This is a genomic window from Ruegeria sp. AK11, from assembly GCF_056541095.1.
In genome coordinates, this window is the sequence record NZ_JBQFXU010000007.1 from 113,634 (window position 1) to 133,032 (window position 19,399).

A 19,399-nucleotide genomic window follows, 5' to 3' on the forward strand; every position below is an offset into this window, starting at 1 on the left:
GCCTGTCAGGGGTCGTCGGAATTCGCTTAGGCGAATTCGACGTGCTTACATCATGCCGCCCATGCCGCCCATGTCGGGCATGCCGCCAGCAGGTGCATCTTTTTGCGGTTTGTCTGCAACCATCGCTTCGGTGGTGACCAGCAGGCCGGCAACCGATGCCGCATCTTCCAGAGCGGTACGGACAACTTTGGCCGGGTCGATCACGCCGAACGAGAACATGTCGCCATATTCTTCGGTCTGAGCGTTGAAGCCAAAGGCCGGATCCGAAGATTCGCGCACTTTGCCTGCAACAACCGCACCGTCAACGCCTGCGTTTTCGGCGATCTGGCGCAGCGGCGCTTCGATGGCCTTGCGCACGATGTTGATGCCTGCGTCCTGATCAGCGTTTGCGCCTTTCAGCGATTCCAGTGCTTTACCGGCCTGAACCAGAGCAACACCACCGCCTACAACGACGCCTTCCTGAACGGCTGCGCGTGTTGCGTTCAGAGCATCGTCCACACGGTCCTTACGCTCTTTCACTTCAACTTCGGTCATGCCGCCGACGCGGATAACGGCAACACCGCCTGCCAGTTTGGCAACGCGTTCCTGCAGCTTCTCACGGTCGTAATCCGACGAGGTTTCTTCGATCTGGGTGCGGATCTGAGCAACACGTGCTTCGATCTCGGCTTTCTCGCCAGCACCGTCGACGATGGTGGTTTCGTCTTTGCTGATCTCGATCTTCTTGGCGGTGCCCAGCATGTCCATGGTGACATTCTCAAGCTTCATACCCAGATCTTCGCTGATCACCTGACCGCCGGTCAGGATTGCGATGTCCTGCAGCATGGCCTTACGGCGATCGCCGAAGCCCGGTGCCTTGACAGCAGCAATTTTCAGGCCGCCGCGCAGTTTGTTGACAACCAGAGTTGCCAGCGCTTCACCTTCAACGTCTTCTGCAATGATCAGCAGCGGCTTTTGCGACTGGATCACCTGCTCGAGCAGAGGAACCATCGGCTGCAGCGAGGACAGTTTCTTTTCGTGCAGCAGGATCATGCAGTCGTCGAGTTCTGCGATCATCTTGTCTGCGTTGGTGACGAAGTAAGGCGACAGATAGCCGCGGTCGAACTGCATACCTTCGACAACATCGGTCTCGGTTTCCAGACCTTTGTTTTCTTCGACGGTGATGACGCCTTCGTTGCCAACCTTCTGCATCGCGTCCGCGATCTGCTGGCCAATTTCAGCTTCGCCGTTGGCCGAGATGGTGCCAACCTGAGCAACTTCTGCCGAGTCTTTGACTTCGCGCGAAGCAGCACGGATGCCTTCGACAACTTTGGCGGTTGCCAGGTCGATGCCGCGCTTCAGGTCCATCGGGTTCAGGCCCGCTGCAACCTGCTTCAGGCCTTCTTTGACGATGGCCTGCGCCAGAACGGTCGCGGTGGTGGTGCCGTCGCCGGCTTCGTCATTGGTGCGGCTGGCGACTTCTTTCACCATCTGCGCGCCCATGTTTTCGAACTTGTCTTCCAGTTCGATTTCCTTGGCAACCGAAACACCGTCTTTGGTGATGCGCGGTGCGCCGAAGGATTTGTCCAGAACCACGTTGCGGCCTTTAGGGCCCAGGGTCACTTTGACAGCATCCGCCAGAATGTTGACGCCTTTCAGCATCTTGTTGCGGGCATCGGTGTCGAACTTGACGTCCTTTGCAGCCATGTCGTTTCTCCTTGAGAAAATGTGTTGAGTGGAAGATCAGAGAAAGCGCGGGCTTACTCGATGATCCCCATGATGTCGCTTTCTTTCATCATCAGCAGCTCTTCGCCGTCGACCTGGACCTCGGTGCCCGACCATTTGCCGAACAGGATCTTGTCGCCAGCCTTGACCGCCATTGCGATCAGCTCGCCGCTGTCCTTGCGCGCGCCTTCGCCGGTTGCGACGACTTGGCCTTCGCTGGGCTTTTCTTTTGCGCTGTCAGGAATGATCAGTCCGCCTGCGGTTTTTTCATCGCTTTCGGTACGGCGAACCAGCACACGGTCATGAAGCGGTTTCAATGCCATCTTTGCAGCTCCTTGGGCTCAAAGTTTTGTTTATCCTCCCCTCGCCGTTTGACGAGGCGTTAGCACTCGGTGTGTGTGAGTGATAACGACGCATAGCTAGGGAGTCTAAAACGCCGAGTCAACAAGGTGTTTGGGATTTTTTTGAGAACGGCCTAGTCGGACTGTTCCCAGCTGTAGGCCCAGTGTTTCAAGCCGTCTGTTCCCTCAGAGGTAAGTGCGTAGACACCTTTTTCAACCTTCTCGAACCAGCCATAGTGATTTTCCCGCATCAACCGGGTGGCGACCGGAACACCCACTGATCTGGCAACCTCGGCCCCTTTGGCCGGGCCGTGTTCGGCCAGAAAGGCCGCGCATTTCAGCGCATCCTGACGGTAGGCCGTCACGATCCCATGACGTGTCGCGCCCCCGGAATTGGGGTCGCCCTCCAGCCGGTCGAATTCGCGCAGCAGCCGCGCCGCCCTGGCCTTGTTCTTGCGCGGCGCATAGGGCCCCGGATCGCATTGCACCTCGACCGTGCCATCGACACGTACGGTGATCAGACCCAGACCAAGCCTGCGGCACAGCGCAATATTGTCCCTGAGCGCCCGCCGGGCCGTGCGCCCGGTGGGTTTGCTGACCCCGATATAGACCTGATCCGTGAGTTTCAGGCGGGCAATTGCCTGATGGAACAGGGACAGCGTGAACCTGAGCTTGAGCTCGACAATCACAGGCGGCTCGTCTTCGCGTATCGCGACGATATCGGCTGCGCCCACTTCTCCTTTGACGGTGTATCCCTGACGCTCCAAAAGCGCCTTGATCGGGGGATAGAGGTCCTGCTCGCGGTTCATGGGCCTATGCTACGCAGATTGTTGAGGAATACCAGACGGGTTGCTTGAACATAGGTTGCAGGCATGGCTATGTCTGGGGCACCTTGATGACACAACACCGGATGGGTTCATGCGCCTGCTGACATTTCTTGCTTTTCTACTGGCCCCGATCACGGCTGCTGCTGCGTGCGATGGGCAGGACCTGCGCCCACTGCTGTCAGATGACGCGCGTGCCGAGTTGCAACGCGCCGTGGCGGACATCCCCTTTCCGGAAGGCAACCACTGGATTGCGCGCAAGGATGACACGGTTCTGCACATCATTGGCACCCTGCACACGTATGACGAACGCATGGAAAAGGTGGTTGAACGCCTGTCTCCGGACCTGAGCAAGGCTGACGCATTCTATTTCGAAGTCACCCAGACTGACATGGACGCTTTCGAAAAGAATCTGGCCAATAATCTCAGCGCCATAATGATCACATCCGGGCCGACCCTGATTGACCTGATGGGAGATGAAGACTGGGCCGCATTCTCGACCGCGTTGAACCAGCGCGGCATTCCCGGCTGGATGGCAGCCAAAATGCGACCGTGGTTCTTGACCATGATGCTGAGCATCCCGCCCTGCATGATGGAAGATCCGAACGGGACCTACGGTATGGACGCCCGCCTGAATGATCTGGCCGCAGAAAACGGCATTCCGCAACACTCGCTGGAACGTATCGACGACCTGATCGCCATGTTCGACAGTCACCCGCTGGAACAGCAGGTCGAGTCACTGGTGCGCCTGTCCGGGGCGATGATGGGAAGCAACGATCAACTGGCCACCATGGCCAATGGATATCTGGAAGAAAAGCACGCCGAGATCATACAATTTGCCCGCCTGCAGGGGTTCGAGGAATCCGGGCTGAGCCGGGACGTCTTCGATGAGGAATGGAACGGGTTCGAGCAGCAGATGCTGGTCCAGCGGAATGCCCTGTGGATGGAGCATATTCTGACCATCACGGATCAGACAGCGGTGATCGCGGTCGGCGCAGGTCATCTGAGTGACGATCACGGTTTGCTGAACCAGCTGGAGCAGGCCGGATATACGCTGACACGGGCCGCATTCTAGCCCGGTTCAGCGGTTTTCAGACCAAGCGTCGCAGACGGGCTGCTGTGGCGTGACAAGGGCGTTTGTCCGCCCTATAAGGCGCGCAAATTTCCATTCCGCAGGACGCTGACATGACAACGCTCGTATTTGGTCACAAATCCCCCGACACCGATTCCACAGGCTCGCCGATCCTGTGGTCGTGGTACCTTAACGAAATCAAAGGTGTGCAGGCCGAGCCCGTGCTGTTGGGCGAACCCAACACCGAAGCGGCATTCATGCTGGACAACTGGGATCTGCCGAAGCCACGTATCCTGAACGATCTGGCCGCGGACACTCCGGTGGTCATCGTCGACACCAACAACCCCGCCGAACTGCCCGCCAACGTCAATGACGCAGACATCCGCGCCATTATCGACCACCACAAGCTGGTCGGTGGTCTGGAAACCAAAGGCCCGATCGACATCACCGTGCGCCCGCTGGCCTGCACGGCCACCATCATGGTCGACCTGATGGGTGACGATGCGGCCAAGATGCCTGACGCCATCAAGGGCGCGGCACTGACCTGCATCCTGTCGGACACGCTGGAATTCCGCTCGCCCACCACCACGCCCCATGACCGCGAGGTTGCTGAGCGGCTGGCAGCCGAGCTGGAGCTGGATATCTCGGCTTACGCGGCAGACATGTTTGCGGCGAAATCGGATGTCTCGTCCTTCTCGGATGCCGAACTGATCCGCATGGACAGCAAGGAATACGAGGTCGATGGCACCAAATTCCGTGTCTCGGTTCTGGAAACCACTGCGCCGGGCGTCATTCTGGACCGCAAGGCAAGCCTGGCGGGTTCGATGGTGGATGTCGCCAAGGAAGACGGTGTCGATCAGGTGTTGCTGTTCGTCGTGGATATCCTGAACGAGGAAGCCACTCTGCTGGTGCCCAACGATCTGGTCAAAACCGTTGCCGAGAAAAGCTTTGGTGCATCCGTCGATGGCGACGCCGTGGTTCTGCCGGGCATCATGAGCCGTAAAAAGCAGATCATTCCGAACCTGAAGGTCTGAAGAAACACGCGGGGTCTGTCGTTCTGAGTAAAACGGACCCCGCATTATTGGTCTTCAGTCTGCGCCTTCGGCATTGCGCTTAAACAGACCTTTACCCAACCGACGAAATACAGGGCGGCCACCGATCGATTGGTGGCCAATCCCTTGCCAATCGGTCATAAGGCTCGTGCAGTTTCAGCTTGAGGCCACATATGACCCAGATCGTTCACGCGCTTTTCGAAATCTCTGCCCGCTACAAAGCGTTGTTTGTCGATCTGTGGGGGTGCGTTCACAACGGGATCACGGCCTATCCCGAAGCTGTCGCAGCCCTTCAAGCCTATCGCGCGGACGGGGGGCTTGTCGTGCTGGTCACGAACTCGCCCAAACCCCGCGCGGGTGTGGCCGAGCAACTGGTGCAGTTCAATGTTCCCGCAGATGCCTATGACACCATTGCCACCAGCGGCGATTCCGCGCGGTCGGCGATGTTCCGTGGCGCTGTCGGGCACAAGGTTTACTTCATGGGGGAATGGCAGCGCGATGCGGGCTTTTTCGAGCCCCTGAAACTGCTGCACCACCCGATCCATATCGAACGTGTCCCGCTAAGAGAGGCCGAGGGGATCGTCTGCTGTGGCCCTTTTGATCCGATGGCTGACCCGGACGTGAACCGCCCCGATTTCCTCTATGCCAAGCAGATGGGCATGAAGCTGCTATGCGCAAACCCCGATATTGTTGTCGATCGCGGCGAGGTACGAGAATGGTGTGCAGGCGCTTTGGCCAAGCTCTATACCGAGATGGGCGGCGAGAGCTTGTATTTCGGCAAACCTCACCCGCCGATCTACGATCTGGCGCGCCGCAGGTTGCAGGAACTGGGCCATGATATCCCGGACAGCGACATTCTGGTGATCGGCGACGGCCCCCATACGGACATTCTGGGGGGCATGGGTGAAGGCATTGATTCCCTGTTCATTTCGGGCGGGCTGGCGGCGGCCGAGACAAAAACGTCGCACCATCCGGATCACGAATCCCTAACAGCTTATATCGAAAGGGAAAAGATCAACCCGACCTACACAATCGGTCGATTGAGATAGCAAGAAAAGACTTGATTTTCTGCAACTGCGAAGTAATAAAGTTGCCAACCTAGGCCGGATAGTGGTTTTTTCTTTCTCGGTCGATTTCGAGTGAGGGCAACATGTTGGATAATCTTCCACGCGGAACGATCTGTATCGAAGACATCGAAATGGGCATGTCCCGCCACCTGCGCAAAGTGGTGACGGACGAAGATATCGAGATGTTCGCGCAGATCTCGACAGACCGGAACCCGGTGCATCTGGATGATGATTATGCCCGCGATACAATCTTCGAAGGGCGCATCGCGCACGGGATGCTGACAGCTGGGCTGATTTCGGCCGTGATTGGCGAACAACTGCCGGGCCATGGCACGGTCTATATGGGGCAGTCACTGAAGTTCCTGGCCCCCGTGCGCCCCGGTGACATGGTTTACGCCGAGGTCAAAGTTATCGACATCGACTTTTCCAAGCGTCGCGTCAAACTGGATTGCCATTGCTCGGTCGAGGGCAAGAAGGTGCTGATCGGTGAAGCCATGGTACTGGCCCCGTCGCGCAAGTTCGACTGATCGGCGAACACATCCATGCAAAAGGCGCCCGACCGGCGCCTTTATTGTTTGGACATTGTTTTTTGCCTGTGCCTTTCAGGACGGTCGCGCGCGTTTTCGCCCTTTCAACGCACCGGATTCCAGAATGATCTCTGACACCACGTGTTCGCGCCTGTAGGCCATCACATGAACGCCGGACACCCCCGCGATATCGCGGATCTGCTGGATCAGTTCGATACAGATCTTCTTGCCCTCGTCAGCTGGCTTTTCGGCTTTCTCCATCCGCTCGATGACGTGATCGGGGATGTGAATGCCGGGAACATTGCTGCGCATCCAGCGTGCCGCACGCGCTGACGCGATGGGGCCGACGCCCGCGATGATGAACACTTTCTTGTCCAGTCCCGCATCGCGCACCCGCGCCATGAATTTCTCGAACAGCGGAATGTCGTAGATGTAATTGGTCTGAATATACTCGGCCCCGGCCTCAACCTTCTTTGCCAGACGGTCAGGTCGCCAGTCATAAGGCGGTATGCAGGGGTTTTCGGCAGCACCAAGGAACAGTTGCGGCGGGCGCGTGATCTTACGACCAGAAAGGAACATTCCCTGATCGCGCATCGTGCGGATCGTCCGCAGCAGGGTCAGGGAATCGAAATCGAAAACCGGTTTTGCCCCCGGCTGATCCCCGACGCCAACACCGTCGCCGGTCAGGCACAGCACGTTACTGACGCCCAACGCCGCAGCCCCCAGAACATCTCCCTGAATGGCAATCCGGTTCCGGTCGCGGCAGGAAATCTGATAGACCGGAGAATAACCCGCGCGCGTCAGCAAGGCACAAATCCCAATCGAGGACATGTGACAGTTCGCGCCCGAAGCATCGGTTGCATTGATCGCGTCAGCCACTTCACCAAGCGGTTGGGCCGCCTGAAAAACATCCTCGGGGTCGGCACTGTCGGGTGGGTTCAATTCGGCGGTGACTGCGAAACGGCCTGAACGGAGTACCTTTTCCAACCGGCTGTGCGACACATATCCTTGGGGAACCGGAACATAGCCAATCGGCTCCACCTCGTTGCGATGGGTATCACTCATTTCTTCAGTTCCCGGTTTATCGCGTTGGGTGGTTCGGCGGCCAGTGGTGCCGCAGAAGGTTCATTCTCGCGCGCTTCGGGGAATGCCTCGGCCAGCGCCAATCGGGCAGCATCCCGGGTCTCGCGCTCGTGCGCTGCAATCTCGCGGCTGACCCGCAACCAGGATGACGAGCCTTTCAACGTGTGCTCCACCGGTGGCAGAACTTCTTTTATCTTGTCGGCTCCGTTCCGCATGCGGCTGGCTCCGTTCCAAGCCAGGGCCCAGACACATTTCATATCCGGCTTCACCTCACAAAACTCGCCGGGACGTACGCCGCCACATGGGCCATTGCGCAATTGCTTTGGGCAGTTCATCGGGCAGGACATGCCGGTGGATGACAACACGCATTGCCCGCACATCTTGCAATCGAACAACAGGGTTTTGACGCCCTTCTCGACCAGTGCGATGGGGCGTTCGACGCGGTTATATCCGATCTTTGCAAATAGCGGGTCCATCGCGACCATGCCGCGTTCGACACATTTATAGATCCACTCGAAAGTGCGGGCATGACGAATCGCGAACAGTCGCATTCGGTACATGGGTCTGCCTCCTGTGCTGGGTTCGTTCGAACCTGGCCGGGCTTTGATCCGGTGCGCCTAAATCCAGGGGACCGGATTTTCAGTCTAAACCCAGAGTTTTTTTTGAATCAAGCGGTTGGAGGCGCCTGACCTGAAATACTTGGATTGGCCTCGTGCATTTTCCCGGCCAAGCGAAATGTTCAAAGCTCATTCGCAGGATCGCATTCTTGGAATTCAAACTGCCGCTTGAACAAATTGACTCGCGCCGCTACGCAATCGTCTATGCACATCATCCGGGATATCCAGTTCGTCCAGCCAGAAGATCGCGGCGCCAGCGTGGCAATCGGGAATTTCGACGGCGTTCATTTGGGGCACCAGTCGGTCATCGAACTGGCCAGTAATGCTGCGCCAGACGCGCCGCTGGGTGTGTTGACCTTCGAGCCGCATCCGCGGGAGTATTTTGCGCCGGACACGCCTCCGTTCCGCCTGATGCGGGGCAATGCGCGGGCGCACCGGCTGGAAAAGCTGGGCGTAGAGAAGCTGTATGAACTGCCGTTCAACGCCGCGCTGGCAGGGCTATCGCCGGAAGAGTTTGCACGCAACGTGATCTGCGACGGGCTGGGCCTGTCGCATGTCGTGGTGGGGGCCGATTTCTGCTTTGGCAAGGGCCGCAGCGGCACGGCGCAGGATCTGGTGCGGTTCGGGCGGGACATGGGGTTCGGCGTGACGATTGCGCCTTTGATGGAACGGTCGGAAAACGTTGTGTCCTCAACCGCCATTCGCACCGCGCTGAGCGACGGCCGACCACGGGACGCAGCCGCGATGCTGGGACACTGGCACCGGATCGAAGGCGAAGTGATCGGGGGCGAACAGCGCGGGCGCGAGTTGGGCTTTCCCACCGCGAATATGTCCATCGAAGGGCTGCACCCGCCAAAGTTCGGTGTCTACGCCGTATTGGTGGACGTGTTGGATGGGCCGCATAAAGGCAGCTATCACGGCGCGGCCTCGATCGGGGTACGTCCGATGTTTAACGGCCAGGTGCCCAATATCGAAACCTTCCTGTTCGACTTTTCGGGCGATCTGTACGGGGCGACGCTGTCGGTGGGTCTGATCGACTTTCTGCGCCCCGAGATGACATTTGACGGGCTGGAGAGTCTGATCACGCAGATGGATGCCGACTGCAAACAGGCCCGCGGTATATTGACCACCCTATGAGTGTTGATCCGATTGAACGCACGGGCCTGCCTGCCCGGTTTTGGGAGCGCAAACCCCTGCGCCAAATGAACCAGCGCGAGTGGGAGGCGTTATGTGATGGCTGCGGCAAATGCTGCCTGAACAAGCTGGAAGATGAAGACACGGGCGAGGTTGCCCTGACCTGCGTCGCGTGCCGCCTGTTGGATGACGAAAGCTGCCGCTGCGTACAATACGACATCCGGCATCAATTCGTGCCCGAATGCATCGTCATGACCCCCGACAATATCGACGAACATGCCTATTGGTTGCCACAAACCTGCGCGTATCGGTTGCTGTGGGAAGGCAAACCGCTTTACGACTGGCACCCGTTGATATCTGGTACAGCGGACAGTGTGCATGCCGCCGGGGTCTCGGTTCAGGGGCGCACAGTGTCCGAGTTTGAGACACCCATGGAAGAGTGGGAAGATTACATAATCGAGGAGCCAAGCTGATGCATTTCGCGTCTGACAATTCCGGGCCGGTTCATCCGCAGGTCATGGCCAGGCTGGCCGAGGTCAATCAGGGCTATCAGATGGCCTATGGTGCGGATACGCTGATGAACGAGGTGCGCGACCGTATCCGCAGCATCTTCGAGGCTCCGGGTGCTGCGGTCTATCTGGTGGCGACGGGGACAGCCGCGAATTCTCTGGCCCTTGCAACATTGTCAAAGCCTTGGGAAACGGTTTTCTGTTCCCCAGTCGCGCATATCCACGAGGACGAATGCAACGCACCGGAGTTTTACAGCGGCGCCAAGCTGACCCTGGTTCCGGGCGGAGACAAGATGACCCCTGAGGCGCTGCGCGGGTCAATTCTGGGCGAAGAAACACGCGGCGTACATGGGCCGCAGCGCGGACCCGTGTCGATCACACAAGTGACCGAGCGCGGATCGGTTTATTCGCTGGCAGAGTTGCAGGCCCTGTGCGGGGTCGCCAAGACGTACGGCCTGCCTGTGCATCTGGACGGTGCGCGCTTTACCAACGCGTTGGTTGCGCTGAACTGTTCCCCGGCGGATATGACGTGGAAAGCAGGTGTGGATGCTGTCAGTTTTGGTGGCACCAAGAACGGTCTGATGGGTGTCGAGGCGGTGGTGTTCTTTGATGAAAGCAAAGCCTGGGAGTTTGAGCTGCGGCGCAAGCGCGGGGCGCATCTGTTTTCCAAGCACCGCTATCTGTCCGCTCAGATGGCGGCCTATCTGGAAGACGACCTGTGGCTGAAGATGGCACGTCAGGCCAATGACAACTGCACCCGCTTGGCCGAGGGTTTGCGCGCCAAGGGGGCCGCATTTTTGCACGAACCGCAGGCCAATATGATCTTTGCCTCATTCCCACGCGCGAAGCACAAGCAGCTGCATGAGGCCGGCGCGGTTTATCACCTTTGGGGGGCAGAGCTGGACGGCGAGGATGAAAACGAAAACCTCGCGTGCAGGCTGGTTTGCGACTGGTCCATCGGAGCGGCGGAGATCGATCAGTTTCTCAATCTGCTTTAACGCCTAACGGGGCGTTGGCCTGCCAGAACGCCCGCAGCAAAGCGCCGGTTTCATCAGGGTGTGAAATCGGCAGCATGTGCCCTGCGCCGTTGATGCGTTCATGGCGTGCATCAGGCAGGCGCCGTTTCAGCCCTGCGCAAATCGCGTGGATCACCGGCGGCGTCTCTGACCCGCTCAGCAGCAGGGTCGGCATCGATGCACGCCGAAGCTGATCGGCGTCAAGCAACCCTGCCTGATCATCGTAGAGCACAGGCTGCACAGCCGGAACCGCATCGATTCCACGCACCATATTTGCCCGCGTGCGTTCGGGCAAATCAGGCCATTTGGGGCTGATCTTCGTGCTCCACGCCCTGTTGAACAGGCGCGCCGCCAAAACCTTGTCACCAGATGCGAAGGCCGCATTGACCGGCTCGGAGTCCCGTTCGTGCTGTTCGAACAACAGCGGCGCATCCTGTTTTGCAACTGCAAAGAACACGGGTTCGATCAGGATCAGGCTGCGCACGCGGTCGGGATGTTCGATCGCCAGCCTGAGCGCGATCATCGCCCCAAAGGAATGCCCGATTACATCCATGGGTTCGGTCAATTCAGCCAGGGCGGGTTTGGTCACTGCGTCAAAGAAATCACCCTGCCCGTCCCAATCCGGGCTGCGCCCATGCGACAACATATCCGGGGCAATAAATGACGCGCAGCCATCCAGCGCACTGGCCAAACCGGACCAGGCACCGGAATGCGCAATCGTGCAATGGAGGGCGAGCAGTTTCCGCTCCCCCTCACCCAAGTGCCTTACGAAAACGGATTGCATCGCGGCCTTGACCGTCACCCGTACATCTCGTTCAGATGCCGGTCCAGATCATCCAGCCTGTCCTGACCCCAGAACCGCTGGTCGTCGGGCGTGATATAGAACGGTGCGCCGAAGACACCCCGGTCCACGGCTTCCTCGAGGTTGGCGGCATAGGTTTCTGCCCCCACCAGCAAGCCGCTGTCCGCCAGACCGGGATCAAACCCGGCTTGCGTCAGGCATTCGCGGATGACATCGTCCTGTGCGATATCCTTTTCCTCGGCCCAGCAGGCGCGAAGGAAGGAATGACACAGCTTACCCACATCGCCCGAACCGTCCTTGATCGCGGCAATAACTGCATAAGATGACGGGGCCATGTTGGTCGGCCAGTGCGCCGGTTTCAGATTGAACTCCATCCCCAGGTTCTTCGATTGGCGCAGCAGTTCCTGTGCGCGGTATTCGATACGAGAGATATGCCGGTCTTTCGGAGGGGTTCCCCCGGTGCGCGCGAACAGGGCGATAATGTCCAGCGGCTTATAGTTGATCGTCGCGCCGTGTTTCGCCGCGATTTCTTCCAGCCGCATCCCTGCCAGATAGGAATAGGGCGAGAGTGTCGCAAAAAAGTAGTCAATCTGGGTCATGTGCACTTTCTCCGCTGCGTTACCTTTGCGGGACGGTAAGGCCATGCTAAGCGGTGTCAACATCACGATTCTGTCACATTGCCATTGCTGCCCGGGGACTTCAGCCGATGCCGACACTTCACGAACCCAAGCTTATCGCTGGGAACGCCAACCTTCCGCTTGCCCAAGCCATCGCACGCCGCATGAGCCTGTACCGAGGCGTTGATCAGGGTCTGGTCGATGCGCGTGTCGAACGGTTCAACGACGGTGAGATTTTCGTCGAGGTGTTCGAGAATGTGCGCGGCGAGGATATGTTCATTATCCAGCCGACCTCGAACCCGGCCAATGACAACCTGATGGAACTGCTGATCATCGCAGATGCCCTGCGCCGGTCGTCCGCGCAGCGGATCACTGCCGTGATCCCGTATTTCGGGTACGCTCGTCAGGACCGTCGCACCAAGGCCCGCACGCCCATCAGCGCCAAGCTGGTGGCCAACATGCTGACCGGGGCCGGGATCGAACGGATCCTGACAATGGACCTGCACGCGGCCCAGATTCAGGGCTTTTTCGATATGCCCGTGGACAACCTTTATGCCTCGCCCATCTTTGCGCTGGATGTGAAGCATCAGTTCAAGGGAAATCTGGATGAAATCATGGTGGTTTCACCCGACGTGGGCGGCGTTGCCCGCGCGCGTGAACTGGCCAAGCGGATCAACGCCCCTCTGTCGATCGTGGACAAGCGCCGCGAGAAAGCGGGCGAAGTCGCCGAGATGACCGTGATCGGGGATGTGAAGGACAAGATCTGTCTGATCGTCGACGACATGTGCGACACCGCCGGAACGCTGTGCAAGGCGGCGCAGGTGCTTCTGGATAACGGTGCGAAAGAAGTTCATTCCTACATCACGCATGGCGTCATGAGCGGCCCTGCGGTGGAACGGGTGACAAATTCGGTGATGAAGTCGCTGGTGCTGACCGACACGATCCAACCGACCAAAGAGATTTTGGGCGCCAAGAACATCCGCATTGTTCCGACCGCGCCTATCTTTACGCAGGCGATCCTGAACATCTGGAACGGAACCAGCGTGTCATCCCTGTTCGAAGACAAGACACTGACGCCGATCTACGAATCCATGTACCAGATGGATTGAGTTTGGACGGGGCGACGGGATGTGTCGTCCCTTTCTTTTTGAACCATCGATTGCGCACAAGCCTGACCCATGTGCGCGATCAACGACACAAGTGGACCGATCTCCATGACTGGCAACAAACGCATTGTTCTTTCCAGCGACCACGCGGCAATCGAGCTGCGTCAGGCCGTGGCCAACCACATCGCGCAGCAAGGCTGGGACGTGGTCGATATCGGCCCGACGACCTCTGAAAGCACCCATTATCCCAAACACGGCAAGGCCGCGGCACTGACTGTTGCATCGGGTGATTGCGAATTGGGTATTATCCTCTGCGGCACGGGTCAGGGCATCATGATGGCTGCAAACAAGGTACCCGGCATTCGCTGCGGCGTCTGTTCAGATGCGTTTTCTGCGCGGATGATCCGCCAGCACAACAATGCCAACATGCTGTCGATTGGTGCGCGTGTCGTCGGCGAAGGTCAGGCGCTGGATATTGTGGATGCGTTTCTGGGGGCCGAATTCGAAGGTGGCCGCCACGCCACACGGGTCGACATGATCGAAGCGCAGGACGACTGAGCCCCGCGCCTGTCCTGCAAGCCCCGGATCAGGAAATGTTCCAGTCGTCGGGGTGTGCTACCTCTCCAAACGCGGTCCAACTGATCCGGATCCGGGCAATCCGCGTGTCGGACCATGTCCGAAACACCGCTTCGAACCCTTCCGAGGTGATATTTTCTGCCTGAACCTCGGCGCGCAGGGCTGATGATGTGTCGACATCCCAAAGGGAAATCCCGATCTGAACCATGGGCGGGCTAAGAAACGTGCCCTTGAATTGGATGGGTTTCCGGCGTTCGCGGGGGCCTTCGCCAGTCCACATGTCCCCGCCTTCGGCAAATTCCGAAAACAGAACACTTTCACCCTGATCGATGCCAATGGGATGGGTCAGAAATTTTTTCATGTTTTCATCATTATACTTGAATTTCCGCAACTTACCCCGGCTTTCTGGCAAAAGCACGACAAAAAAAACGGCCCCGCAATCGCGAGGCCGTTCCAATTTTCCACTGTTAAGCCAATTACAGGCTCATATGTGTCCCAAGAGCTTCCATATCGGCCAGCAGCTTGGCGGCTTCGTCGACGATCGACATGTCGTCGCCGCCCTTTGCCGCTTCGTGCGAGGCGCGTGCCTCGGCAATCAGCTCGTCCATATGCGAACGGGTGATTTCCGAAACCGGAACCGCCTTTTCGGCCAAAACCGACAGGCTGTCGCCGTTGATCTGGGCAAACCCGCCGGTGACCAGGTATTCGCTGGACCCTTCGGGTGCCTCAACCTTCAGCAGACCGGGGCGCAGCGTTGTGATGGTGGGGGCATGATCGGGCATCGCCGTCATGTCCCCGTCCGCGCCGGGAATCTGGACCGCGGTGACCTCGAGTGAAGCAAGGCTCCGCTCGGGGCTGACGAGGTCGAAATGCATCGTGTTTGCCATCAGGGATACTCCTTAGGCGGCTGCTGCTGCCATTTTCTCGGCTTTGGCGATCACTTCGTCGATGCCGCCAACCATCAGGAAGGCTGCTTCGGGCAGGTGATCGTATTCGCCAGCCACAACGGCCTTGAACGACGAGATTGTGACATCCAGAGGAACCTGAACACCCGGCGAGCCGGTGAAGACCTCGGCCACGTCGAACGGCTGCGACAGGAAGCGTTCGATCTTACGGGCACGGGCCACGGTCAGCTTGTCCTCTTCCGACAGTTCGTCCATGCCGAGGATGGCGATGATGTCCTGCAGTGACTTGTAGCGCTGGAGGATCTGCTGAACGTCGGTCGCAACCTTGTAGTGCTCTTCGCCGACGATGGCCGGGTCGAGCAGGCGCGAGGTCGAGTCGAGCGGGTCAACCGCAGGGTAGATACCCTTTTCCGAGATCGCACGGTTGAGAACGGTGGTCGCGTCGAGGTGCGCAAACGAGGTTGCCGGCGCGGGGTCGGTCAAGTCGTCCGCAGGCACGTAGATCGCCTGCACCGAAGTGATCGATCCGGCCTTTGTCGAGGTGATGCGTTCCTGCAGGGCGCCCATGTCGGTGGCCAGTGTCGGCTGGTAGCCCACAGCGGACGGGATACGACCCAGCAGAGCCGAAACCTCGGAACCCGCCTGCGTGAAGCGGAAGATGTTGTCGACGAAGAACAGAACGTCGGTACCGGACTGGTCGCGGAACTGCTCGGCCAGGGTCAGACCGGTCAGAGCAACACGCGCACGCGCACCCGGAGGCTCGTTCATCTGACCGTAAACCAGGGCCACCTGGCTCTCCGACAGGTTGTCCGGCTTGATCACGTTCGATTCGATCATCTCGTGGTAGAGGTCGTTACCTTCACGGGTCCGTTCACCAACACCGGCAAACACCGAGAAGCCCGAGTGCACTTTTGCGATGTTGTTGATCAATTCCATGATCAGAACGGTTTTGCCAACGCCGGCGCCGCCGAACAGGCCGATCTTACCGCCTTTGGCGTAAGGGGCCAGCAGGTCAACCACCTTGATGCCGGTGACCAGAACTTCGGACTCGGTCGACTGTTCGGCAAAGGTCGGTGCGGGCTGGTGGATCGCGCGCGCTTCGGTTGCCTCAACCGGGCCTTTTTCGTCGATCGGCTCGCCGACCACGTTCAGGATGCGGCCCAGGGTGGCGTTGCCAACCGGAACCGAGATCGGTGCACCGGTGTCGGTGACCACTTCACCACGGACCAGACCTTCGGTCGCGTCCATCGCGATGGTGCGGACAGTGTTTTCACCCAGGTGCTGAGCAACTTCCAACACCAGGCGCTTGCCGTTGTTGGTGGTTTCCAGCGCGTTCAGAATTTCAGGCAGCTGATCTTCGAAGTGCACGTCGACGACGGCCCCGATGATCTGTGTGACTTTGCCTTTTGCATTCGCCATGTTTCGTCTCCGGTTTGTCTCTACAGCGCCTCGGCGCCGGAAATAATTTCAATCAGCTCGTTGGTGATCACGGCCTGACGCGAGCGGTTGAACTGGATCGTCAGCTTGTCGATCATCTCACCCGCGTTGCGTGTCGCGTTGTCCATTGCGGACATCCGCGCGCCCTGTTCAGACGCTCCGTTTTCGAGCAGAGCCGAGAAGATCGCGGTCGCAACCCCCTTGGGCAGCAGGTCGGCCAGAATGGCCTCTTCGCTGGGCTCGTAGTCGAAAATGGCACCGCTGTCGTCACCTTCCGATTCCTCGAACGAGGCGGGGATGACTTGCTGTGCCGTCGGGATCTGGGTCACAACGTTGACGAACTTCGAGTAGAAGATCGTGGCAACGTCGAACTCGCCCCCGTCGAAGCGGGACAGGATGTCCTTTGCGATGTCCTGCGCGTTGGAATAACCCAGACGCTTGACCTCGCTCAGGTCCACATGCCCAACGAACAGATCGCCAAAATCACGCTTGAGCGCGTCGCGGCCTTTCTTGCCGACGGTCAGAATCTTGACCGTCTTGCCCTTGCCGCGCAGCTCTTCCGCCTTCTGGCGGGCCAGCTTGGCGATGTTCGAGTTGAAGCCGCCACACAGGCCGCGTTCAGCTGTCAACACAACCAGCAGATGGACATCATCACTGCCCGTACCACGGAGCAGCTTGGGGGCGCTGTCGCTGCCCCCGACCGACGCCGCCAGCCCGGCCATCACGGCATTGAACCGCTCGGCATAAGGGCGCGAGGCTTCGGCAGATTCCTGGGCGCGGCGCAGTTTTGCGGCCGCGACCATCTGCATGGCCTTGGTGATCTTGCGGGTCGATTTGACCGACTCGATCCTGTTTTTAAGGTCCTTCAGACTAGGCATCGGAACCTCCTATCAAGCGAAGGTCGCGGCGTATTCGTCGATCGCTGCTTTGAGTTTGTCGGACGCGTCGCCTTTGATCTTCGGATCTTCGTCGGTGATCCACTTCAGCAGGTCAGCGTGCTTGCCGCGCAGATGCGCCAGCAGGCCAGCCTCGTAGCGGCCAACATCCGACACATCGATCTTGTCGAGGTAACCGTTGGTGCCCGCGAAGATGACGCAGACGATTTCCGCGTTGGTCAGCGGCGAGTACTGCGGCTGCTTCATCAGCTCGGTCAGGCGCGCACCGCGGTTCAGCAGCTGCTGGGTTGCGGCGTCGAGGTCGGACCCAAACTGCGCAAAGGCCGCCATTTCGCGATACTGAGCCAGTTCCAGCTTGACCGGACCGGCAACCGATTTCATCGCGTCGGTCTGAGCCGACGAGCCCACACGCGAAACCGACAGACCGGTGTTCACGGCAGGACGGATGCCCTGATAGAACAGTTCGGTTTCCAGGAAGATCTGACCGTCGGTGATCGAGATCACGTTGGTCGGAATAAAGGCCGAAACGTCACCACCCTGGGTTTCGATAACCGGCAGAGCGGTCAGCGAACCTGCGCCGAAGTCTTCGTTCAGCTTCGCCGAACGTTCCAGCAGACGGGAGTGGAGGTAGAAAACGTCACCCGGATAGGCTTCGCGGCCCGGCGGGCGGCGCAGCAGCAGCGACATCTGACGGTAGGACACGGCCTGTTTCGACAGGTCATCATAGATGATCAGCGCGTGGCGGCCATTGTCACGGAAGTATTCCGCCATCGCGGTTGCGGCATAGGGTGCCAGGAACTGCATCGGTGCCGGGTCGGACGCGGTTGCGGCGACAACGATCGAATACTCAATCGCACCGGATTCTTCCAGTTTCTTCACCAGCTGGGCAACGGTCGAACGTTTCTGACCGATCGCAACGTAAACGCAGTACAGTTTCTTCGACTCGTCGTCGCCTGCTGCTTCGTTATAGACCTTCTGGTTCAGGATGGTGTCCAGAGCCACAGCGGTTTTACCGGTCTGGCGGTCACCAATGATCAGCTCGCGCTGGCCACGGCCAATCGGGATCATCGCGTCAACCGATTTCAGGCCGGTTGCCATCGGTTCGTGCACCGATTTACGCGGGATGATGCCAGGTGCCTTGACGTCTGCAACGCCACGCTTGGTGGCATTGATCGGACCTTTGCCATCCAGCGGGTTGCCCAGACCGTCAACAACACGGCCCAGCAGTTCATCACCGATCGGAACGTCCACGATCGAGTTGGTGCGCTTGACGGTGTCACCTTCTTTGATGTCACGGTCGGAACCGAAGATAACGACACCGACGTTGTCGCTTTCCAGGTTCAGCGCCATACCCATGATGCCGCCGGGGAATTCGACCATCTCACCGGCTTGAACGTTGTCCAGGCCATATACACGGGCAATCCCGTCACCGACGCTCAGCACGCGACCGATCTCGGCCACTTCGGCTTCCTGACCAAAATTCTTAATCTGGTCCTTCAGGATTGCAGAAATCTCTGCAGCTTGGATTCCCATTTATCCGACCTCTTTCATTGCATTCTGTAGGGAGTTCAGCTTCGAACGGATCGAACTGTCGATCATTTTCGAGCCCACTTTGACGACAAGACCGCCGATGAGGCTTTCATCAACGGTCGCATTGATAGTTACGGTCTTGCCCACACGCTCGGACAGCGTCTTGGACAGTTTTTCCAGTTGTGTCTTGGTCAGCGCCTTGGCCGAGGCGACATCGGCGGTCACTTCGCCACGCTCATCAGCCAGCATGTCACGCAGCACCTGCACCAGTTGCGGCACAACAAACAGGCGGCGTTTCTGCGCCATCAGAGCCAGCGTGTTGCGCAGGATGGCGTTCAGCCCCATCTTGTCAGCAACAGCGGCAATTGCTCCTTCTTGCTCGGCCCGCGAAATCAAAGGCGATGCGATCAGGTCACGCAGGTCGGCACTGTCGCCCAGTGCTGCTGCCAGATCATTGATGCCGGATTCCAGACCCGCAAGGTCATTATTCTCTTTTGCGATCTCGAAGATCGCGGTGGCATAGCGCTCGGCGATGCCTGTGGAAATCGAAGCTGGTTCGGACACGTCCACCCTTCCGATATTTGAGG

General features: G+C 58.8%; 22 protein-coding genes. 9 read left to right on the plus strand and 13 right to left on the minus strand.

Annotated elements, in window-relative coordinates; genetic code table 11:
* Positions 1 to 45 precede the first annotated feature (45 nt).
* The 3 genes from groL to ACR0D9_RS15465 all read right to left on the minus strand — a co-directional run bounded on the left by groL (position 46) and on the right by ACR0D9_RS15465 (position 2,851).
* On the minus strand, positions 46 to 1,683 hold the full coding sequence (gene groL, locus ACR0D9_RS15455) for a chaperonin GroEL (protein ID WP_267362982.1): 1,638 nt from the start codon (positions 1,681 to 1,683) through the stop codon (positions 46 to 48).
* A 53-nt stretch (positions 1,684 to 1,736) separates the two neighbouring features.
* Positions 1,737 to 2,024, minus strand: a complete 288-nt coding sequence (gene groES, locus ACR0D9_RS15460; RefSeq protein ID WP_209504786.1) for a co-chaperone GroES — start codon at positions 2,022 to 2,024, stop codon at positions 1,737 to 1,739.
* Positions 2,025 to 2,176: 152 nt separating this feature from the next.
* Positions 2,177 to 2,851, minus strand: a complete 675-nt coding sequence (locus ACR0D9_RS15465) for a DUF2161 domain-containing phosphodiesterase (RefSeq protein WP_480539333.1) — start codon at positions 2,849 to 2,851, stop codon at positions 2,177 to 2,179.
* 109 nt (positions 2,852 to 2,960) lie between these two features.
* On the opposite strand from ACR0D9_RS15465, the gene ACR0D9_RS15470 reads away from it, so the two are divergent.
* From ACR0D9_RS15470 to ACR0D9_RS15485, 4 genes are all read left to right on the plus strand, one after another.
* Positions 2,961 to 3,941: a TraB/GumN family protein gene (locus tag ACR0D9_RS15470; RefSeq protein ID WP_480539335.1), complete on the plus strand. Its 981-nt coding sequence runs from the start codon at positions 2,961 to 2,963 to the stop codon at positions 3,939 to 3,941.
* A gap of 110 nt (positions 3,942 to 4,051) precedes the next feature.
* Positions 4,052 to 4,972, plus strand: coding sequence for a manganese-dependent inorganic pyrophosphatase (locus tag ACR0D9_RS15475; RefSeq protein WP_480539337.1), 921 nt, complete (start codon positions 4,052 to 4,054; stop codon positions 4,970 to 4,972).
* A 191-nt stretch (positions 4,973 to 5,163) separates the two neighbouring features.
* Positions 5,164 to 6,039 carry a TIGR01459 family HAD-type hydrolase gene (locus tag ACR0D9_RS15480; RefSeq protein ID WP_480539339.1) on the plus strand — a complete coding sequence of 292 codons (876 nt, stop codon included), beginning with the start codon at positions 5,164 to 5,166 and terminating at the stop codon, positions 6,037 to 6,039.
* Between the two features lie 101 nt (positions 6,040 to 6,140).
* Positions 6,141 to 6,584 (plus strand): MaoC family dehydratase, encoded by a 444-nt coding sequence (locus ACR0D9_RS15485; protein ID WP_267362989.1) that lies wholly within the window; start codon positions 6,141 to 6,143, stop codon positions 6,582 to 6,584.
* Between the two features lie 75 nt (positions 6,585 to 6,659).
* Here ACR0D9_RS15485 and ACR0D9_RS15490 read toward each other — a convergent pair whose 3' ends face one another.
* Positions 6,660 to 7,649, minus strand: coding sequence for a methylenetetrahydrofolate reductase (locus tag ACR0D9_RS15490; RefSeq protein ID WP_480539341.1), 990 nt, complete (start codon positions 7,647 to 7,649; stop codon positions 6,660 to 6,662).
* On the minus strand, positions 7,646 to 8,227 hold the full coding sequence (locus tag ACR0D9_RS15495; protein ID WP_480487559.1) for a methylenetetrahydrofolate reductase C-terminal domain-containing protein: 582 nt from the start codon (positions 8,225 to 8,227) through the stop codon (positions 7,646 to 7,648). Before ACR0D9_RS15495 ends, ACR0D9_RS15490 begins: the two co-directional genes overlap by 4 nt.
* 261 nt (positions 8,228 to 8,488) lie before the next feature.
* Between ACR0D9_RS15495 and ACR0D9_RS15500 the strand changes: the two genes are divergently transcribed.
* The 3 genes from ACR0D9_RS15500 to ACR0D9_RS15510 are packed head-to-tail and all read left to right on the plus strand — an operon-like array spanning position 8,489 to position 10,925.
* The gene (locus ACR0D9_RS15500) at positions 8,489 to 9,421 is read left to right on the plus strand and encodes a bifunctional riboflavin kinase/FAD synthetase (protein ID WP_480539343.1); all 933 of its coding nucleotides are present in this window, start codon (positions 8,489 to 8,491) and stop codon (positions 9,419 to 9,421) included.
* Positions 9,418 to 9,891 carry a YcgN family cysteine cluster protein gene (locus tag ACR0D9_RS15505; RefSeq protein ID WP_209504795.1) on the plus strand — a complete coding sequence of 158 codons (474 nt, stop codon included), beginning with the start codon at positions 9,418 to 9,420 and terminating at the stop codon, positions 9,889 to 9,891. The genes ACR0D9_RS15500 and ACR0D9_RS15505 overlap by 4 nt, the downstream gene beginning before the upstream one ends.
* Positions 9,891 to 10,925, plus strand: coding sequence for a threonine aldolase family protein (locus tag ACR0D9_RS15510; RefSeq protein ID WP_267362995.1), 1,035 nt, complete (start codon positions 9,891 to 9,893; stop codon positions 10,923 to 10,925). The genes ACR0D9_RS15505 and ACR0D9_RS15510 overlap by 1 nt, the downstream gene beginning before the upstream one ends.
* Here ACR0D9_RS15510 and ACR0D9_RS15515 read toward each other — a convergent pair.
* Positions 10,912 to 11,745 (minus strand): alpha/beta fold hydrolase, encoded by an 834-nt coding sequence (locus tag ACR0D9_RS15515; RefSeq protein ID WP_480539345.1) that lies wholly within the window; start codon positions 11,743 to 11,745, stop codon positions 10,912 to 10,914. The genes ACR0D9_RS15510 and ACR0D9_RS15515 overlap by 14 nt on opposite strands.
* On the minus strand, positions 11,742 to 12,344 hold the full coding sequence (locus ACR0D9_RS15520; RefSeq protein WP_480539347.1) for a DsbA family protein: 603 nt from the start codon (positions 12,342 to 12,344) through the stop codon (positions 11,742 to 11,744). The genes ACR0D9_RS15515 and ACR0D9_RS15520 overlap by 4 nt, the downstream gene beginning before the upstream one ends.
* A gap of 107 nt (positions 12,345 to 12,451) precedes the next feature.
* Here ACR0D9_RS15520 and ACR0D9_RS15525 point away from each other — a divergent pair, with 107 nt between their 5' ends.
* Positions 12,452 to 13,471, plus strand: coding sequence for a ribose-phosphate pyrophosphokinase (locus tag ACR0D9_RS15525; RefSeq protein ID WP_209504798.1), 1,020 nt, complete (start codon positions 12,452 to 12,454; stop codon positions 13,469 to 13,471).
* Positions 13,472 to 13,576: 105 nt separating this feature from the next.
* Positions 13,577 to 14,026, plus strand: coding sequence for a ribose 5-phosphate isomerase B (gene rpiB, locus ACR0D9_RS15530; RefSeq protein ID WP_480482278.1), 450 nt, complete (start codon positions 13,577 to 13,579; stop codon positions 14,024 to 14,026).
* Between the two features lie 28 nt (positions 14,027 to 14,054).
* Here rpiB and ACR0D9_RS15535 read toward each other — a convergent pair whose 3' ends face one another.
* The 6 genes from ACR0D9_RS15535 to ACR0D9_RS15560 all read right to left on the minus strand — a co-directional run bounded on the left by ACR0D9_RS15535 (position 14,055) and on the right by ACR0D9_RS15560 (position 19,376).
* The gene (locus ACR0D9_RS15535; protein ID WP_480482280.1) at positions 14,055 to 14,405 is read right to left on the minus strand and encodes an H-type lectin domain-containing protein; all 351 of its coding nucleotides are present in this window, start codon (positions 14,403 to 14,405) and stop codon (positions 14,055 to 14,057) included.
* Positions 14,406 to 14,520: 115 nt separating this feature from the next.
* Positions 14,521 to 14,931 (minus strand): F0F1 ATP synthase subunit epsilon, encoded by a 411-nt coding sequence (locus ACR0D9_RS15540; RefSeq protein ID WP_209504801.1) that lies wholly within the window; start codon positions 14,929 to 14,931, stop codon positions 14,521 to 14,523.
* 12 nt (positions 14,932 to 14,943) lie between these two features.
* The gene (gene atpD, locus ACR0D9_RS15545; protein ID WP_209504802.1) at positions 14,944 to 16,368 is read right to left on the minus strand and encodes a F0F1 ATP synthase subunit beta; all 1,425 of its coding nucleotides are present in this window, start codon (positions 16,366 to 16,368) and stop codon (positions 14,944 to 14,946) included.
* A 20-nt stretch (positions 16,369 to 16,388) separates the two neighbouring features.
* Positions 16,389 to 17,264: a F0F1 ATP synthase subunit gamma gene (locus ACR0D9_RS15550; protein ID WP_480482282.1), complete on the minus strand. Its 876-nt coding sequence runs from the start codon at positions 17,262 to 17,264 to the stop codon at positions 16,389 to 16,391.
* Between the two features lie 12 nt (positions 17,265 to 17,276).
* The gene (atpA, locus tag ACR0D9_RS15555; protein ID WP_209504804.1) at positions 17,277 to 18,815 is read right to left on the minus strand and encodes a F0F1 ATP synthase subunit alpha; all 1,539 of its coding nucleotides are present in this window, start codon (positions 18,813 to 18,815) and stop codon (positions 17,277 to 17,279) included.
* The gene (locus ACR0D9_RS15560) at positions 18,816 to 19,376 is read right to left on the minus strand and encodes a F0F1 ATP synthase subunit delta (protein WP_209598051.1); all 561 of its coding nucleotides are present in this window, start codon (positions 19,374 to 19,376) and stop codon (positions 18,816 to 18,818) included.
* Between the last annotated feature and the right edge of the window lie 23 nt (positions 19,377 to 19,399).

Coding starts and splice junctions, on each gene's coding strand:
- ACR0D9_RS15490 (WP_480539341.1), bottom strand. CDS start 7,649: ATGAGTGATACCCATCGCAACGAGGTGGAGCCGATTGGCTATGTTCCG.
- ACR0D9_RS15540 (WP_209504801.1), bottom strand. CDS start 14,931: ATGGCAAACACGATGCATTTCGACCTCGTCAGCCCCGAGCGGAGCCTT.
- groES (WP_209504786.1), bottom strand. CDS start 2,024: ATGGCATTGAAACCGCTTCATGACCGTGTGCTGGTTCGCCGTACCGAA.
- ACR0D9_RS15470 (WP_480539335.1), top strand. CDS start 2,961: ATGCGCCTGCTGACATTTCTTGCTTTTCTACTGGCCCCGATCACGGCT.
- ACR0D9_RS15535 (WP_480482280.1), bottom strand. CDS start 14,405: ATGAAAAAATTTCTGACCCATCCCATTGGCATCGATCAGGGTGAAAGT.
- atpA (WP_209504804.1), bottom strand. CDS start 18,815: ATGGGAATCCAAGCTGCAGAGATTTCTGCAATCCTGAAGGACCAGATT.
- ACR0D9_RS15465 (WP_480539333.1), bottom strand. CDS start 2,851: ATGAACCGCGAGCAGGACCTCTATCCCCCGATCAAGGCGCTTTTGGAG.
- ACR0D9_RS15495 (WP_480487559.1), bottom strand. CDS start 8,227: ATGTACCGAATGCGACTGTTCGCGATTCGTCATGCCCGCACTTTCGAG.
- atpD (WP_209504802.1), bottom strand. CDS start 16,368: ATGGCGAATGCAAAAGGCAAAGTCACACAGATCATCGGGGCCGTCGTC.
- ACR0D9_RS15485 (WP_267362989.1), top strand. CDS start 6,141: ATGTTGGATAATCTTCCACGCGGAACGATCTGTATCGAAGACATCGAA.
- ACR0D9_RS15525 (WP_209504798.1), top strand. CDS start 12,452: ATGCCGACACTTCACGAACCCAAGCTTATCGCTGGGAACGCCAACCTT.
- ACR0D9_RS15505 (WP_209504795.1), top strand. CDS start 9,418: ATGAGTGTTGATCCGATTGAACGCACGGGCCTGCCTGCCCGGTTTTGG.
- ACR0D9_RS15550 (WP_480482282.1), bottom strand. CDS start 17,264: ATGCCTAGTCTGAAGGACCTTAAAAACAGGATCGAGTCGGTCAAATCG.
- ACR0D9_RS15475 (WP_480539337.1), top strand. CDS start 4,052: ATGACAACGCTCGTATTTGGTCACAAATCCCCCGACACCGATTCCACA.
- rpiB (WP_480482278.1), top strand. CDS start 13,577: ATGACTGGCAACAAACGCATTGTTCTTTCCAGCGACCACGCGGCAATC.
- groL (WP_267362982.1), bottom strand. CDS start 1,683: ATGGCTGCAAAGGACGTCAAGTTCGACACCGATGCCCGCAACAAGATG.
- ACR0D9_RS15520 (WP_480539347.1), bottom strand. CDS start 12,344: ATGACCCAGATTGACTACTTTTTTGCGACACTCTCGCCCTATTCCTAT.
- ACR0D9_RS15480 (WP_480539339.1), top strand. CDS start 5,164: ATGACCCAGATCGTTCACGCGCTTTTCGAAATCTCTGCCCGCTACAAA.
- ACR0D9_RS15510 (WP_267362995.1), top strand. CDS start 9,891: ATGCATTTCGCGTCTGACAATTCCGGGCCGGTTCATCCGCAGGTCATG.
- ACR0D9_RS15500 (WP_480539343.1), top strand. CDS start 8,489: ATGCACATCATCCGGGATATCCAGTTCGTCCAGCCAGAAGATCGCGGC.